This window comes from Falsibacillus albus (assembly GCF_003668575.1).
Taxonomy (GTDB): domain Bacteria; phylum Bacillota; class Bacilli; order Bacillales; family DSM-25281; genus Falsibacillus; species Falsibacillus albus.
The window spans coordinates 1-15,258 of record NZ_RCVZ01000010.1 but is presented as its reverse complement, the minus strand read 5'-3'; the positions used below and the strand labels follow the sequence as shown (position 1 = coordinate 15,258).

Genomic DNA, 15,258 nt, shown 5'->3' with positions numbered 1-15,258 from the left:
ATGAGTTTACTATTTTTATATGAATGCAAAGAAAAATTTGTGTATGAATAAATCCCAGAATAAATACAGAAAAAATCTGTCCCGTCTTCAAGGTGATGATCACCGCAGGGACAGCTTTCATATATTTTAATGCTTCATTTTTAGGTGACGAACCAGCTCTTCGGCACTTTCATTTATTTGTTCTTGTGACATCATCCTGACGCCTTGAAGGGTGAAAGACGGAAGGAAGCGCATACCAGTTAAATTGGCAGTTGCTTGGAATGGCTTGGTCAGCTCACTCATACTGTATTGATTATAACCTCCCGCTTGGTAGGCGGCTGCAGGACCACCGGTCGAAATGACCAATGCAAATTCTTTGCCATGAAGCTTTGTCCCTTCGCTTCCATAAGCCCAGCCATATGAAAGGACAACATCCTGCCATTCTTTCAATAAAGAAGGGCTGCTGTACCAATAAAAGGGGAATTGAAAGACAATTCGGTCATGTTCAAGCAAAAGCTTTTGTTCCTTGTCCGTATTGATTTTTCCGTCAGGATATACTTCATACAAATCATGAACGGTCAAATCGTTTTCTTGTTCCAGACGTTCTTTCCACGTTTTATTGATTGTTGACATCGACAAGTTGGGATGTGCGACAATAATTAATGTTTTCATGAGTTGAATCCTTCCTCCATAGTAGACTTTTTATTTTCCTCAAACAAAACTTCAATATCCTTTCGATTTTTAAACATGCTGAAAAATTCATCCGCAATATTTTCAGCACTGTAAAAGGTGTCTTTTTGTACAAATCCATTGATGGTCAAGGTACCGACATAGATGCCTTTTTCTTTTAATTCCTGATGAAGGCTGTAGGCTAAATTTCGAATCCCAGCTTTTCCGATGGCCAAGGAGGAATAATCAGCAAACGGATGAAGCGCGAGTCCGCCTCCTGTCAATAATATTGCCCCTTTATTCATTTTCGGGACAACTTCTTTTACAGCAGTTAGAGCACCTCCAACACTGATTTGAAAATCAGCTGCAAGGTCATCCGACGTCAAGTCAGTCGGTTTTCCAGATGCGGCATTATACAATAGTACATCAATCCTGCCATATGATTCCGCAGCTTCTTGAATAGCCAATTTTAAACTGCTGTCGGATGAAATGTCGCCGACAAATCCTTTTGCTTCCACTCCATTTGCTTGAAGTTCCTCGACGTAGTTGTTTAGCGCCACTCTTCGACGGGCAATCAGCGCAACCTTGAATCCTTCTCTCCCAAAACGTTTGGCAGCGTTTAAACTCACTCCAGGTCCTGCACCGACAATCAACATGACTTTATTTGTCATAAGGTTAACCTCCAAAATATATTTGTTAGTTGTACATGCAATTTAGAAAACAAAAAAATATCGCCTTTATTGTTTGTACATACAAATTAACACATTCAAAAATACTCGTCAATTGTTTTAATTAAACCTTTTCATAAGTTAAATTCATATGAATGGTGAGGACAAGAGGTATTGTCGTCAACATAATACGATAATTTGATAATGCCAGCTGAAATTTAAGAAGAAAGCAAAATTATTACAGGAATATTCAATATTTGTATAGAAATGGATATAGAATAAATATTGATTAATAATGGAGGAAGGTAATGGGGTATATTGATGAATTGAGAAAAGAGGTCGGACATCAGCCCATGATCTTAGTAGGCGTTGCCGTAGCAGTTATAGATGAATCAGGAAAGCTTTTATTGCAAAAACGCATAGACGGTCTTTGGGGTGTTCCTGGAGGGTTCCTGGAATTGGGGGAATCGACTGAGGATGCCGGAAGACGTGAGGTGCTGGAAGAAACAGGGATCGAAGTAGGGGAGCTTGACTTAATCGGGGTTTTCTCGGGAAAACAATATCACACTATCTTTCCAAATGGGGATGAGGTTTACCCGGTGACTATTGCATATGTGACAAAAGATATCCGGAGCGGAATTCTAAAGGCTGATGGAAATGAAACTTTGGATGCAAAATTCTTTGAGGTGAATGATCTGCCAGATGAACTCAGCCCGCAATTCTCACGTTTGATACAACAATTTGTTCCGCTCACTATGAAATGAATAAACATTTACAGCTAGTTAGTGTGGTCTTGTTATTGGGGTATATTTGTCTGGCAATGGGAGTCATGGTTGATATGTCTTGGGGAATGAGACTGTCATTAATCATCGTCGGGACGAGAATGAATTTATGGTGCTTGCTTAAATTGCTGAAAGACCCAGCTTTTAAAAAAGCAGACTAGCATCCTGGTGAGCCTCAAGCAGGGAGGGTTATTTATAGGTAGTGGAATGGTCCAATTTTATATTGGCGATATCATCTATCAAATAATTATGTTCGGAATGCTAATATTGATTCCGATCGTTTGCATAGTGCTATTCATTACTTTAAAAAATAGACGAAATCAGCTGAATGCGATCGAGGAAAAATTGGATCGCATGCTGGCTGAAAGGGATGAGTGAATCTCATTACAATATTTAGGTTTATTTACCCTGGCTCTCATGTGGCGCCGGGGTATTTAATTTGGTTGTGAACCGTCGATTGTTGTATTGATTAGTTTTTCTTAAAAAGTGCATTATGGAGGAAAATTCTGAAAAAAGTGATTCTCACTCATTTCTCTCTATGATAAAATCACAATATTATCAATTTTAGAAATTAATATCTTGTTTGTGAATCCAAAGTGAAAAGAAAGTGCCCCTTAATAAATTTTTATCAGCATATATCCGAGTATGGATGGGGAAAACGGTCTTTTGGATAAGGGGGGCGTAAGCTTACAACCTAAATGTGGGAGGTGTTGAATTTGATTTATCGATCTATATGTTTATTTCCACAGTTCAATAATATTAAATTGATAAATGCCATTAGAAAAAAATATGATTCCCTATACAAAATAGTACCTCCACATATTACTCTTATATTCCCATTCAGAAGCGAAATTTCCACGTCTGAGTTAAAAGCTCATATGGAAAACGTACTTTTGGAGGAGAACACATTCAATATAACATTGAAAGGTATAACGGGGTCTGAAGGCGGCTATCTTTTCCTTGGGGTGAAAGAGGGAAACGATTCCATCATCAGACTTCATGATAAATTATATGGGGGCATGCTTGCCCAATTCTATAACCGCAAAATAAGTTATCTTCCTCATATGACTGTTGGCCGTGTACATAATGAACATGAGTTTGAAGGTGCAATTGAGGTAACAGAGGCATACAATGAAAATTTTTGTTCAAAAATCAATAATGTTTATCTCGAATCCATCCATGACGATGGCAAATCGGAAATCGAACATATCCATCGTCTCAGCTGAAATATGTAAGAGGTGAATAAATTGAAAACGTTGATTTCAAGTAAGAAAATTGTTTTAAGAGAGTATGAGGAAAAAGATTGGGAAAGAGTCCATGAATATGCATCAATGTACATTGTCAGTCAATTTCAGGCGTGGGGGCCTAACTCTATAGATGAAACACAAAACTTTCTTAAAGATGCGATTTCAGATGCAAGCATTGTGCCCAGGAAACGATATGGGTTAGCCATTGTTCATAAAGAAGAAAATAGATTAATTGGGGCTGTTGAATTTATATTGGGAGATCCGTATAACAAAGCTGCTGAAATTGGATATGTTTTGCATCCTGATTATTGGGGGAAGGGCATTGCGACTGAGGCAGCAAATTTGCTTCTCTCCTTCGGTTTTAAAGACATCGGGGTGAATCGGATTTTTGCCACTTGCGATCCCCGAAATTTAGCATCCGCGAAGGTCCTTGAAAAAATAGGGATGACTTTGGAAGGGAGGATGCGAGAACATCTGCGAATGGCGGATGGATGGCGAGATTCCTTGATGTACAGCATTTTAGAACGTGAATGGTCCGATGATCCAAAAGAAAGTCGAGCTGGGATATGTGATCAAGCGGTTGCAATCGAAAAAATGCGCCCTGTTGATTGGGAAGCGGTAAAAAAGATTTATCTCCAAGGCATCTCAACAGGAAATGCCACTTTTCAGCAGCAAGCCCCTTCGTGGGAAGAGTGGGATCATGGACACTTGAATTCTTGCAGGCTATTGGCGCGGGTTGATGGACATGTGGCAGGTTGGGCCGCAATAAGTCCTGTTTCAAACAGGTGCGTTTATGCAGGAGTGGCTGAAGTCAGTGTATATGTATCCCAAAACTATGCTGGAAAGGGGATTGGGACCAAATTATTATCCATATTGATCGAGGAAAGTGAACAGAACCACATTTGGACGCTGCAATCAGGAATATTCCCTGAAAACATCCCAAGCCTTAAATTGCATCAAAAATTAGGCTTTCGGAAGGTGGGGAGGCGGGAGAAAATAGGTCGTATGAATGGCGTTTGGCGTGATGTCATTCTGATGGAAAGAAGAAGCATACAGATAGGATTGAACTAGCAGCAAAAAACTTGATCAATTTAAAAGGAGTTTAATCGATATGAAATTTCCAAATCAAAAAATTACGACTTTCTTAATGTTCAATGGCCAAGCGGAAGAAGCGATGAACTTTTATACTTCCATTTTTCAAGAATCTGAAATCAACCACATTCTTCACCAGGAAGGTGGCAGTGTGCTGCATGCAACCTTTACATTGAATGGACAAGTGTTCATGTGCATTGACAACAACAATGAAGATGACCATCCGTTTACTCCGGCAATTTCTTTATTCGTCTCATGCACCACAGAAGATGAAGTAGAAATGCTTTTTGAAAAATTATCGTTCGAAGGAAGAGTTTTGATGCCTCTCTGTTCATTGCCTGTCAGCAAAAAATTCGGCTGGGTCGAAGATCGGTTTGGGATATCTTGGCAATTGAATTTACCGCAGGAATGATGGAGGATCTCATGAAAATTAGGGAGATCACAGAAAATGACGCGAACAACCTCATAAATCTGATAAAAGAAGTTGAAAAACACTCTGAATACATGCTGATGAAAAAAGGAGAACGGCAAACCACACCTGACCAAATGCATAAACAAATTGCAAAGCTGCGATCCCAACCCAATTCGACTATTTTGGCAGCTGAACAAAATGGAAAGCTGATTGGCTACATTTTTGCCATTGGAGGAACTGTTACTAGAAAACTTCATTCCGCCTATCTCGTTGTCGGAGTTCAAAAAGGATTTCGCGGTATGGGTGCAGGTACGCTCCTTTTCAAAGAATTGGATAATTGGGCAGCAAGCCACGGTGTTTCCCGATTGGAACTCACGGTTGTCACTGAAAATAAATCTGCTTTGGCCCTCTATCATAACTTTGGTTTCGAAATAGAAGGGACCAAAAGAAACTCTTTAAATATGAATGGCACTTATCATGATGAGTATTACATGGCAAAACTATACTAAAGTACAACACGACTTGAAATCGGGTCGTGTGTTTTTTTTTGACTCTCCCGGTATTCAATTGATTTTCATCTTATTGGCATTGCCACATTGACAAGCCTTCTGTAGTATAGGAGAATAGGTAAGATGTAGTGAGGAATAATTAAAGGAACGTTTCGAAAAGAGGTTTTAACATGGAGAAAACATCCATTTATGGATTAACTTTAGAACAACTGACAGACTGGCTCATAGAACAAGGCCAAAAGAAATTTCGTGCTTCCCAAATTTGGGATTGGCTTTATAAAAAAAGAGTGACTGAATTCTCTCAAATGAAGAATTTGAACGGTGATTGCGTCAAGCTGCTGGAGGAGCATTTCCACATCCAGACACTGAAGCAGGAAATCAAGCAGCAATCCAAGGACGGCACCATCAAGTTCTTATTTAAATTACAGGACGGAAACTTAATTGAGACGGTTTTGATGAGATTCAATTATGGTTTGTCCGTTTGTGTCACAACACAGGTAGGATGTAATATCGGATGTACATTCTGTGCAAGCGGCCTGCTGAAAAAGAATCGCGATTTATCAAGTGGGGAAATTGTCGAACAAATCATGAACGTCCAGCATCACTTGGATGAAGCCGGGAATGATGAGCGTGTAAGCCACATCGTCGTGATGGGAATCGGAGAGCCGTTTGATAATTATGGCAACATGATGGATTTCTTCCGTGTTGTCAACGATCAGAAGGGACTGTCCATCGGTGCCCGCCATATCACGGTATCTACCAGCGGGTTGGCTAACAAGATATATGACTTTGCTGATGAAAACATTCAAATCAATTTGGCCGTTTCGTTGCATGCCCCTAATAACGATCTCAGGACGAAGATCATGAAGATCAATAAGGCTTATCCATTGGAAAAGCTCATGCCTGCCATCGATTACTATTTGGAAAAAACAAACCGTCGGATCACGTTTGAGTACATTTTATTGAAAGATATCAACGACCATAAAGAAGAAGCGCTTCAGCTGGCAAAGCTCTTGAAGAACAAGCGCCACTTATCGTATGTGAACTTGATTCCATATAATCCGGTTGACGAACACAACCAGTATCAGCGGAGTACGAAGGAAGCGATCGTTGAATTTTACGGCACCTTGCTTGAGCATGGAATCAACTGCGGGGTCCGTACAGAACATGGAACAGACATCGATGCTGCCTGCGGACAGCTTCGAAGCAAACAAATCAAGAAGGATAAAAAAGTTCATTCTTAATATAAACGTAAAAAGGATAGCCGCGTGACTTTGCGGCTATCCTTTTTACGCATGCTGCTGAAATGAAAGCAGGGACACAACAGAACAATATCTCTTACTTAATGATCCCTGTATCTATTATTGTGACATTTACTTTTGCTTTGATCGGGATGTTCGGAAATTCTTTATCCCAATCCAGCTGCTTCCATACATCCGGGTGAAAAGAGATTAGATCCCTTCCAAGTGCAAGAACGTCGCTGTTGGCGTCTTGAATTTGCTTGATTACATGATTGGTGCACTCGGTCAATGATTTGGATAGTTTTTTATTGAGTTTTGTTATTTCCTTTGGATCATAAAGCTTGTCTTTTGGATATTCAATGGCAATGACTTCAAAATCCAAGTTGAAATCGACGGACACTTCATGTCCGTTGTGGATATGGATATTACGATCAACCTTACTTTTCTTAACCTGGATCGTAATATATCTTTCACCTACCGGGTCTTTTGGATTCACTTTTATTGAAAAACGGGCAAATTTTCTTTGTTTATCGTTCAAAAGAAGCAATAAAGTAGGATCATCGCCCTTCAGGACATGTCCAGTGAATTTTTGTTTATGAAACAGGGCGTCCCCGACGATATCAATATCAAATTCATCGCCTTTAGCGATTTTTTTTATATAAGGCAGCATCAAGTCCTGACCTGGGTCAAAAATCTTGGTACATATAGATTGGACGGTTTCAACAGGAACCAGTGAGTTCTCTTCAGCACTATGGATAAGTTTGAAAATCTCTTCCCCAACTAATACTTGCCCTACCATATTCATCTTGACAATATCATCTGCTCGACCTTGTCCGATAATGACCTTTGCACCCAATGAACTTCGTGGATCACGGTATAAAATATCGAACAATGGATACAGGTCCCGTCTGAGAGCCAGGTCCTCACCTATGACAAGAATCCGATTTTTATTGGGAGAAAACTCTCCGGATAGTTTTCTATCCATTGCAATCCGTGTGTCCCTAAGGGTATTGCCTTTTGCCGTGACAAATACATTTGCAGCCTCTATATTCTGTGTCCCGCGTGAACCACCCCTCAAACTTCTGACCACTGCAGTCGTCAAAATTTTATTATCATCCGTCAAATCAAAGCTCGCAGCGAATACTAAACGTGCATTTTTCAACGGCTGCTGATCCCAGCAACCTGTAAGGGCCAAGACGCTAGAGAGTAATACATAAAAAATCTTTTTATTCATTAGTATTCATCTCTTTCTTTTTAAAGATGATGGATGCAAACAATAGCAAGCTGGGGATGATGAAAATAAAAATATAGCTCGCCTTCGAAAGTAAATCACTGAATACTGTGATCGTACTTTCTCTTTGAATGGTAAAGCTTATGATAAAAAGCAGGGCTGCAACATAATTAATGGTTTTTTTATGATCGCCTTTATGAAGGAATTTACCTACGGACTTGCTTGTTAAATATAAATAAATCACAAAGGAAGATATCATGGCTATGAGCCAGAAGGAAAGGAAAAGCAAATCCAAACGTTCAATGCTTTGATAGGTCAATGATTTCAATAAGTACAGGATCGGTTCAGGTATTACTAAGATTTCTGCAGGACTGAAATACATGGTCGTGATGACGACAAAAAAAACATAAAGAATTGTCGTAGTTCCTGCTGCAAGCAATGTAGTCTTTACAATTTTCTTGGATTCCCCATTAATATAAGGAAAAATAAAAAGCAGGGACTCAAATCCAATCATGGACACTAATGAAGCATGGGCGCCTTTTAACAAATTAAGATAATTGGTATGAAACATTGGAAATAGAAATCGGTAATTAATATCCGTTAAACCGCCGCTAAAGATCACTACGAATAAAATGATGAATGCAGATACAAACGTATTAAACCGAGCGATTATCCGAATGTTTTCCCTTCCTAAGTAGTATCCGGTCAAAATAATCAAAAAATATAAAATCCAATTCGGGGTATAAGCCAGAATCCAATCCTTGAGCACTCCTACCGAAAGCAGGGTAATGAGGTAGCAAATTGCAAAAAAATATACAATATATAAAAGGTTGATCACCCCCCCAAGAAATTTGCCGGCAATGAGCGGAGCGAATTGAGAGAAGGTTTTAGTCGGAAACCTTTTAGACAACAGGAAATTGATGACGATAAATAATTGAACGGTAAGGCCGGAAATAATGACGGAAATCCACGAATCCTGTTTTGCATATGCATGAACAGCAAAGGGAAGGGATAAAAGTCCAACCCCAATCTGAGCCTGCATGATTGTGAAATAAAGCTGGAATGGGGAAATGGTCTTATTTTCCGTTTTCATTTTTCCACCCTCTAGGATTTAATTGCCGCTCCATTCTTTGTGGCTTAGGTGTCGATGGACGACGATTCATTAACCATAAAGGTACCCTTGTAAAGGTATCCTTAAAATCCTTTGCACGAAATGGAGCAAATGGAGCGAAATAAGGAGATCCGAACGATTCCAATTTGCATAAATGAATCAATATGATTAAAAACGTGAATGTCATTCCGATGAATCCAAGGAAGGCGGCACTCAGCATCAGCGGGAATCCCAGAATCCTGACCGAGGTTCCCATCTCACTATTCGGAACCACAAAGGATGCTATAGCGGTTAAAGCCACGACCACGATCATCGTATTGGAAACAAGGTTAGCCTGTACGACGGCGGTTCCGATGACCAAACCGCCTACGACGCCAATCGTTTGGGCAATCGGAGCAGGAAGACGAATGGCAGATTCACGAATCAGCTCCAAGATGACCTGCATGAACATAGCTTCAACCAATGGAGGGATCGGGACATATTCCAAAGACCCTTTAATGGTAAAAACTAAGTCCATAGGGATAACTTCATAATGGAACGATACAACAGCGATATAAGTCGCAGGCAAACCGATGGCTACAAAAAAGCTCATAAGGCGTACAAAGCGATAAAAAGATCCAAGGTACCAACGGCTGTTATAATCATCCGGAGATTGATAAAAAGCAAAAAACGTTACCGGAAGGATCAAAGCAGAAGGGCTCCCATTACAAAGAAGTGCAATCCTGCCTTCCATTAACTGTGCAGTCACCCTGTCAGGTCTTTCGGTATTCATCAGTTGTGGAAATGGTGAAAACGGCGAGTCTTCAATAAATTCCTCCAACTGCCCAGGTGAATCGACATAATCGACTTGGATATAGGAAAGGCGACGATCTATTTCTTGGATCAGCTCTTGATTAGCCAATTTATCTATATAGACTATGGCAAGCTTCAGCTGTGATTGTGAGCCTAATACATAATAAGTAACTTTCAAATTGATAATATTCAATCGTTTCCGCAACATATTTATATTGGAGCGCAAATCCTCGACGAATCCTTCATGAGAACCGCGGATGACCTGTTCATTTACAGGTTCGGTGACGCTTCTTTTTTCTGATTGGCTTACACCGAAGCTGAATGCCGTCATTTCTCCATCGATCAATAAGATTGCAGCACCGATTATGAGTGATATCGGCAGGTCCTCCAATTGATCCAATTCTTTCACTTCGTTTACATATACAGTTTGAGTAACGTCCCCCTCTTTTTTTTCGAGGAGGGGCTTTATGATTTGATTTTCGATGGTTTCACTGCTTGTAATCGTGCTCAAAAAAATCAAATAACATTTTTTGTTGTTGAAAAAAATTTCTCTTTTTGCCAGTTCACTTGTATTGGCGATCGCATTACTGACATACTCGAAGTTCTCATCTATAGTCATTTTAAAATTAGGGACTTTCTTTACTTCGTTGGATTCGCTTGTTTTCTGTCTTATTTTCTTTGTTTTCCTTCTCATCAAAATGACTCACCTCCATTTGTATGCAGTATCATTAGTTTGAGGAATTTTAGGGAGATTATTCTATTCCATTCTAAAATTAAAAAGATTGGCTGGATTTTACAAAAACATAGAGACAAGAATGAATCCTTTTTTTATGATAAAAGGGAGGGAGTCCGCTTGGACCGGTCAAAATAAAGCACAAAAAATCAGGATAAATGAAATGAAAGCTTTTAGGATGTACATAAGGAGTGAACGGGATATGGGCTGGGTTGAATCGCTGCAGAGTGCAATTGATTTTATGGAAGAAAACTTGATGGAGGACATCTCGGTTGAAGAAATAGCAAAGGCGGGGAATTCATCGGTGTATCATTTTCATCGGATATTTTCGATTTTGACCGATACTTCCATTGCAGAGTATTTAAGGAGGAGGCGATTGACGCTGGCAGCAAAAGAACTCATTTCCTCGCCAAATTGCAGAGTTATCGATGTGGCACTCAAATACGGCTACGACACTCCAGAAGCATTTTCAAAGGCATTCCGGAGGCAACATGGTGTTGCCCCCAGCGAAGCCAGGAAGTATAAGGGGAAATTGAAATCTTATAATCGCCTGTCCATCCAGGTGAATCTGAAAGGAGTGGAACCAATGCAATACTCAATCGTGGAAAAAGAAAGTTTTCCGGTTGTAGGACTTAAACGTGAATTCTCAATGTTAAATGACGAAAACTTGAACGGAATTCCAAAAATGTGGGAGGATGCCAATCGAAACGGAACAAGTGAAGAACTGATCAAACTAAATAATGGGCCGTTAAAAGGGTTATTAGGTGTCTGTCGTCCAATTGAAAACAATAACAAAATGGAGTATTGGATAGCGTCTGCCAGTCAAGGAATTCAGGCTGATGGATATGACAAGCTGAAAATCCCAACATCTAAATGGGCCATATTCGAAGTGCATGGGGCAATGCCAAATGCCATGCAGGAAACTTGGAAGCAAATTTATTCAGAGTGGTTTCCATCAAGCGGCTATGAACCGGCAGGAACTCCTGAGCTTGAGGTATATTTTACCGGAGATCCTCACAGCAAGGACTATTATTCAGAGATATGGATTGCGTTAAAATAAGAGGTATAAAACAGGATACTAGACTGGAGTGTCCTGTTTTTTTGTCCAATTGGAATCAATTGAATGATCCAATTTCCGAAACAACCATAATAATATTATGTAAACAAAAAGATTTTGAATTTTACCAATATTGGATCTATAACGGAAAAACGAAAAATATTTGCCGAAAGCGCCTTCAAGAGGTGTAAAGAGTAAAACTTTAGGGAATCTCGTATGTAGAGCAAAAGATGGGGGAATATATTTGCAAAGGGTATGATGTTATGTACATAACTTCAGTAATTATTGTCATTTGAAGGAGAGGGTTTTATGGATATTTTGTTAGCTCTGATCCCATCACTGTGTTGGGGGAGCATCGTACTTTTCAACGTTAAGCTTGGAGGTGGCCCTTACAGTCAGACGCTTGGGACGACCTTTGGAGCATTAATATTCTCCATTGTCATATTCTTGTTTGTACACCCTGCCATGTCCCCATTCATCTTTTTAATAGGAGCTATATCCGGTGCATTCTGGGCTGTCGGTCAAAGCAATCAGCTGAGGAGCATCGCGTTGATGGGCGTCTCCAAGACGATGCCGATATCAACAGGGATGCAGTTGGTGGCCACAGCACTATTCGGGGTGATTGTGTTCCATGAATGGTCTACAAAGATGACAATCATTTTGGGTTCAGCTGCGATTATTTCCATTATTATCGGTACTATTTTAACGAGTTTGGATGATGATGAAAATAAAGCTGACCCAGGAGAACTGAAAAAAGGGATCGTTATTTTGCTTATTTCAACGGCAGGTTATTTGGTATATGTCGTTGTCATCCGCTATTTCGACATCAACAGCTGGTCGGCATTGCTGCCTCAGGCTGTCGGTATGGTCGTCGGAGGGGTTATTTTAACCTACAGACATAAGCCTTTTAATAAATATGCGATCAAAAATATCATTCCTGGTTTGATCTGGGCGACAGGAAATCTGTTTCTATTCATTTCCCAGCCTAAAGTAGGCGTAGCGACGAGCTTTACGCTTTCGCAGATGGGAATCATCATTGCGACATTTGGCGGCATCATCATCTTGGGAGAAAAGAAAACGAAGAAACAATTAATCGGCATTATTATCGGAAGTATATTTATAGTTCTTGGTGCAGTATTACTGGGAATTGCGAAAAGCAGATAAGGAGGAAAATTTCATGTATGAAGAATTAAAAGGAAAAGTAGTTGTGATTACAGGAGCCGCTACGGGACTAGGTGCTTCAATGGCAGAACGGTTTGGAAAAGAAGGTGCGAAAGTCGTCATCAATTACTATAATCAGCCGGAAAAAGCGGATGAAGTGAAAGCAAGCGTTGAAAATGCAGGGGGAGAGGCAATCGTCTGTCAAGCAGATGTGACGAAGGAAGATGATGTAATAAATTTAATTCAAACGGCAATCAAGGAATTCGGAAAGCTGGATATTTTAATCAATAACGCCGGCATCGAAAATCCGGTCGATTCCCATGAGATGCCTTTAAAGGATTGGAATAAGGTCTTGGATACGAACTTGACAGGAGCATTCCTTGGGAGCCGTGAGGCACTGAAATATTTTGTAGAAAATGAAGTGAAAGGGAACATCATCAACATGTCGAGTGTTCACGAAGTCATTCCATGGCCTAAATTTGTCCACTACGCTGCCAGTAAAGGCGGAATCAAACTGATGACAGAAACACTGGCACTCGAATACGCTCCGAAGGGCATCCGAGTCAACAATATCGGGCCAGGGGCCATGAATACGCCAATAAATGCAGAAAAGTTTGCCGATCCGGAATTGCGCAAAGAAGTAGAGAGTATGATTCCGATGGGGTATATCGGAAAACCGGAAGAAGTGGCGAATGTTGCTGCATGGCTTGCCTCTGACCAAGCCAGCTATGTAACTGGGATCACCCTCTTCGTCGACGGTGGAATGACTAAATTTCCTGCATTCATGGGCGGAAAAGGTTAAAAGGTTTTATATAGCTTACAGCCAAAAGCTGCTCCAACCCGGGGCAGCTTTTTTTGATAGACCTTCGTGAATAAAGGACTTTGAAGTGAAAAGAGAGAATAAAGATTTTATGAAAAAATTGGCTTTGGAAAAAAGGAGGAATTTTCATGACAGGTCAAATAGTTAAAACAGATATCATCACATTGGAATTTTATCATCCTTCCTTTCATGAACTATTGAAAAATTATCATCTTTCAAATGAGCAGAAAAACTTTACGGGAATGCCGTTCGATGCAATTGCCAAATGTGAAAGAGACGAAAGCCGCCATCCTATTTTGATACTGGCTGGACAAGTTCCAGTGGGGTTTTTTGTCCTTCATGGATGGAATGGGGTGAAAGCCTATCATGAGAATGAAAGAGCCATCCTTCTTCGTGCCTACTCGGTGGAGCAATCCTATCAAGGAAGAGGGATAGCGAAAAAGTCTTTAATGCTCCTCCCGGATTTTGTAAAAAAGCATTTCCCTGATAAAAATGAAATTATATTAGCAGTGAACCATGGCAATAAACCTGCCCAAAATCTCTATAAAAAAGCTGGATTTACCGATACAGGGAAGAGGGTCATGGGGAGAAAAGGTGAGCAGTGGGTATTGAATTTCAATTTATCATCCTGATATGACATAGTTTTTCTGTCAAAAGTTTAGCTGTAACTTTCTTGGGATACAATAATAAAGAAATTTATCTCAGGGGAGGAATTTTTTATGTCGCATAAAGTATATCAATCGCTTATCGAAACATTACATGATTGTATGATGGCTTGCAATCATTGTTATGATTCCTGTTTGAAAGAAGATGATATCGCGATGATGGCCAATTGCATCAGGTTGGATCGTGAATGTGCCGATATGTGTGGCTTTCTGGAGCAATCATTAGTTCGGGGGACTCCATTCGCAGAAGAATTGGCATCCATTTGTGCAATGATTTGCGAAGCATGTGGAAACGAATGTAAAAATCATCAGCATGAACATTGCCAAAAATGCGCCGATGCTTGTTTTACATGTGCGGAAGCATGCAGGAAATTGTCTCAATGAAATCAACCCCAATTTAACAGTATGTTTGTTAAATTGGGGTTTTTGGATTGTATCGAAGTTGGTTACATAGAAGAAACATATTTAGGCTCGATAAAGTTCAGACACCTCAGCAATTGTAAATGTTAACAGTGACATAAATAAAAATGTTATAATGTGGTAGTGTATTAGGCGGAATATCACATTGAACTTTTTATTTTCATATACAAGCGGGGTCATATAGTTGAGCAAAAGTGAAGTAAAGAGCATGAAAAAATGGGAAAAACTTAGAAAGAACGGGAAATGGAATTACATCTTCTATAGTGGTCTAATTGGGTGGGGACTGCCCACAGGACTATTGGTTTTCATTTTGAATCATATTTTCCAGCATGGAATAGATATTCCTCAATATTTTACTGCAGGTTGGCTTAAAGAATTGGCCGTGGATGTATTGATCTTTTTATTGGGAGGGTTCTTTTTGGGACTTTCGATGTGGAAGGTGAATGAATCATTTTATCAAGAAGAATTCGCCAAGGCAAAGGCAGAGGATGACTATCCTTATAAGGAAAAATACTTAAGTTAGGCATGTCCCCATTTCAGTGTCGGAGTCATGAAATAAGCAAGGAACATAAGGGATCAGGAGGTTATTCTCCTGATCCCTTTTCTAATGTGTGCCCGGCATGGGTGATAACTCGGTGGTGAAAGTCCACTACAGACTTGGCAGTAGGA

At 40.0% G+C, this 15,258-nt stretch carries 18 protein-coding genes; 13 read left to right on the top strand and 5 right to left on the bottom strand.

Annotated features, from left to right (window positions below; all coding sequences use genetic code 11):
• Window positions 1-126: 126 nt before the first annotated feature.
• Together D9X91_RS14155 and D9X91_RS14150 are read right to left on the bottom strand one after the other, a co-directional pair.
• Window positions 127-651, bottom strand: coding sequence for an NAD(P)H-dependent oxidoreductase (locus D9X91_RS14155; RefSeq protein ID WP_121681298.1), 525 nt, complete (start codon window positions 649-651; stop codon window positions 127-129).
• Window positions 648-1,319: an SDR family NAD(P)-dependent oxidoreductase gene (locus D9X91_RS14150; RefSeq protein ID WP_121681297.1), complete on the bottom strand. Its 672-nt coding sequence runs from the start codon at window positions 1,317-1,319 to the stop codon at window positions 648-650. Before D9X91_RS14150 ends, D9X91_RS14155 begins: the two co-directional genes overlap by 4 nt.
• 305 nt (window positions 1,320-1,624) lie before the next feature.
• Here D9X91_RS14150 and D9X91_RS14145 point away from each other — a divergent pair, with 305 nt between their 5' ends.
• The 7 genes from D9X91_RS14145 (at window position 1,625) to rlmN (ending at window position 6,602) form a co-directional block, all read left to right on the top strand.
• Window positions 1,625-2,080: an NUDIX hydrolase gene (locus D9X91_RS14145; protein ID WP_121681296.1), complete on the top strand. Its 456-nt coding sequence runs from the start codon at window positions 1,625-1,627 to the stop codon at window positions 2,078-2,080.
• Window positions 2,081-2,305: 225 nt separating this feature from the next.
• Complete coding sequence (locus tag D9X91_RS22745; protein WP_199738117.1) at window positions 2,306-2,476, top strand: hypothetical protein; 171 nt, start codon at window positions 2,306-2,308, stop codon at window positions 2,474-2,476.
• Window positions 2,477-2,814: 338 nt separating this feature from the next.
• Complete coding sequence (locus tag D9X91_RS14140) at window positions 2,815-3,324, top strand: 2'-5' RNA ligase family protein (protein ID WP_199738116.1); 510 nt, start codon at window positions 2,815-2,817, stop codon at window positions 3,322-3,324.
• A 21-nt stretch (window positions 3,325-3,345) separates the two neighbouring features.
• Window positions 3,346-4,416 carry a GNAT family N-acetyltransferase gene (locus D9X91_RS23100; RefSeq protein WP_325050525.1) on the top strand — a complete coding sequence of 357 codons (1,071 nt, stop codon included), beginning with the start codon at window positions 3,346-3,348 and terminating at the stop codon, window positions 4,414-4,416.
• A gap of 40 nt (window positions 4,417-4,456) precedes the next feature.
• Entirely contained in the window at window positions 4,457-4,849 is a 393-nt protein-coding gene (locus tag D9X91_RS14125; protein ID WP_121681295.1) for a VOC family protein, read from the top strand.
• Window positions 4,850-4,860: 11 nt separating this feature from the next.
• Window positions 4,861-5,358 carry a GNAT family N-acetyltransferase gene (locus tag D9X91_RS14120; protein ID WP_121681294.1) on the top strand — a complete coding sequence of 166 codons (498 nt, stop codon included), beginning with the start codon at window positions 4,861-4,863 and terminating at the stop codon, window positions 5,356-5,358.
• Between the two features lie 170 nt (window positions 5,359-5,528).
• Complete coding sequence (rlmN, locus tag D9X91_RS14115) at window positions 5,529-6,602, top strand: 23S rRNA (adenine(2503)-C(2))-methyltransferase RlmN (protein WP_121681293.1); 1,074 nt, start codon at window positions 5,529-5,531, stop codon at window positions 6,600-6,602.
• Between the two features lie 94 nt (window positions 6,603-6,696).
• On the opposite strand, the gene D9X91_RS14110 is transcribed toward rlmN, so the two are convergent.
• The 3 genes from D9X91_RS14110 to D9X91_RS14100 are packed head-to-tail and all read right to left on the bottom strand — an operon-like array spanning window position 6,697 to window position 10,427.
• Complete coding sequence (locus tag D9X91_RS14110; protein WP_121681292.1) at window positions 6,697-7,833, bottom strand: Ger(x)C family spore germination protein; 1,137 nt, start codon at window positions 7,831-7,833, stop codon at window positions 6,697-6,699.
• Window positions 7,826-8,923, bottom strand: coding sequence for a GerAB/ArcD/ProY family transporter (locus D9X91_RS14105; RefSeq protein WP_121681291.1), 1,098 nt, complete (start codon window positions 8,921-8,923; stop codon window positions 7,826-7,828). The genes D9X91_RS14110 and D9X91_RS14105 overlap by 8 nt, the downstream gene beginning before the upstream one ends.
• Window positions 8,907-10,427, bottom strand: a complete 1,521-nt coding sequence (locus tag D9X91_RS14100) for a spore germination protein (protein WP_148709079.1) — start codon at window positions 10,425-10,427, stop codon at window positions 8,907-8,909. The genes D9X91_RS14105 and D9X91_RS14100 overlap by 17 nt, the downstream gene beginning before the upstream one ends.
• Window positions 10,428-10,668: 241 nt before the next feature.
• Here D9X91_RS14100 and D9X91_RS14095 point away from each other — a divergent pair, with 241 nt between their 5' ends.
• The 6 genes from D9X91_RS14095 to D9X91_RS14070 all read left to right on the top strand — a co-directional run bounded on the left by D9X91_RS14095 (window position 10,669) and on the right by D9X91_RS14070 (window position 15,112).
• On the top strand, window positions 10,669-11,526 hold the full coding sequence (locus D9X91_RS14095; RefSeq protein ID WP_121681454.1) for an AraC family transcriptional regulator: 858 nt from the start codon (window positions 10,669-10,671) through the stop codon (window positions 11,524-11,526).
• Between the two features lie 306 nt (window positions 11,527-11,832).
• Window positions 11,833-12,687, top strand: a complete 855-nt coding sequence (locus D9X91_RS14090) for a GRP family sugar transporter (RefSeq protein ID WP_121681289.1) — start codon at window positions 11,833-11,835, stop codon at window positions 12,685-12,687.
• A 13-nt stretch (window positions 12,688-12,700) separates the two neighbouring features.
• Window positions 12,701-13,486 (top strand): SDR family oxidoreductase, encoded by a 786-nt coding sequence (locus tag D9X91_RS14085; RefSeq protein ID WP_121681288.1) that lies wholly within the window; start codon window positions 12,701-12,703, stop codon window positions 13,484-13,486.
• A gap of 146 nt (window positions 13,487-13,632) precedes the next feature.
• Window positions 13,633-14,136: a GNAT family N-acetyltransferase gene (locus D9X91_RS14080; protein WP_121681287.1), complete on the top strand. Its 504-nt coding sequence runs from the start codon at window positions 13,633-13,635 to the stop codon at window positions 14,134-14,136.
• A gap of 87 nt (window positions 14,137-14,223) precedes the next feature.
• The gene (locus D9X91_RS14075; RefSeq protein WP_121681286.1) at window positions 14,224-14,553 is read left to right on the top strand and encodes a four-helix bundle copper-binding protein; all 330 of its coding nucleotides are present in this window, start codon (window positions 14,224-14,226) and stop codon (window positions 14,551-14,553) included.
• Between the two features lie 220 nt (window positions 14,554-14,773).
• Entirely contained in the window at window positions 14,774-15,112 is a 339-nt protein-coding gene (locus tag D9X91_RS14070) for a hypothetical protein (RefSeq protein WP_121681285.1), read from the top strand.
• Window positions 15,113-15,258 lie beyond the last annotated feature (146 nt).

Bases quoted from the DNA above. Each gene is read 5' to 3' on its own strand.
- D9X91_RS14155 (WP_121681298.1), bottom strand. From the start codon at position 651: ATGAAAACATTAATTATTGTCGCACATCCCAACTTGTCGATGTCAACA.
- D9X91_RS14150 (WP_121681297.1), bottom strand. From the start codon at position 1,319: ATGACAAATAAAGTCATGTTGATTGTCGGTGCAGGACCTGGAGTGAGT.
- D9X91_RS14145 (WP_121681296.1), top strand. From the start codon at position 1,625: ATGGGGTATATTGATGAATTGAGAAAAGAGGTCGGACATCAGCCCATG.
- D9X91_RS22745 (WP_199738117.1), top strand. From the start codon at position 2,306: ATGGTCCAATTTTATATTGGCGATATCATCTATCAAATAATTATGTTC.
- D9X91_RS14125 (WP_121681295.1), top strand. From the start codon at position 4,457: ATGAAATTTCCAAATCAAAAAATTACGACTTTCTTAATGTTCAATGGC.
- D9X91_RS14120 (WP_121681294.1), top strand. From the start codon at position 4,861: ATGAAAATTAGGGAGATCACAGAAAATGACGCGAACAACCTCATAAAT.
- rlmN (WP_121681293.1), top strand. From the start codon at position 5,529: ATGGAGAAAACATCCATTTATGGATTAACTTTAGAACAACTGACAGAC.
- D9X91_RS14110 (WP_121681292.1), bottom strand. From the start codon at position 7,833: ATGAATAAAAAGATTTTTTATGTATTACTCTCTAGCGTCTTGGCCCTT.
- D9X91_RS14105 (WP_121681291.1), bottom strand. From the start codon at position 8,923: ATGAAAACGGAAAATAAGACCATTTCCCCATTCCAGCTTTATTTCACA.
- D9X91_RS14100 (WP_148709079.1), bottom strand. From the start codon at position 10,427: ATGAGAAGGAAAACAAAGAAAATAAGACAGAAAACAAGCGAATCCAAC.
- D9X91_RS14095 (WP_121681454.1), top strand. From the start codon at position 10,669: ATGGGCTGGGTTGAATCGCTGCAGAGTGCAATTGATTTTATGGAAGAA.
- D9X91_RS14090 (WP_121681289.1), top strand. From the start codon at position 11,833: ATGGATATTTTGTTAGCTCTGATCCCATCACTGTGTTGGGGGAGCATC.
- D9X91_RS14085 (WP_121681288.1), top strand. From the start codon at position 12,701: ATGTATGAAGAATTAAAAGGAAAAGTAGTTGTGATTACAGGAGCCGCT.
- D9X91_RS14080 (WP_121681287.1), top strand. From the start codon at position 13,633: ATGACAGGTCAAATAGTTAAAACAGATATCATCACATTGGAATTTTAT.
- D9X91_RS14075 (WP_121681286.1), top strand. From the start codon at position 14,224: ATGTCGCATAAAGTATATCAATCGCTTATCGAAACATTACATGATTGT.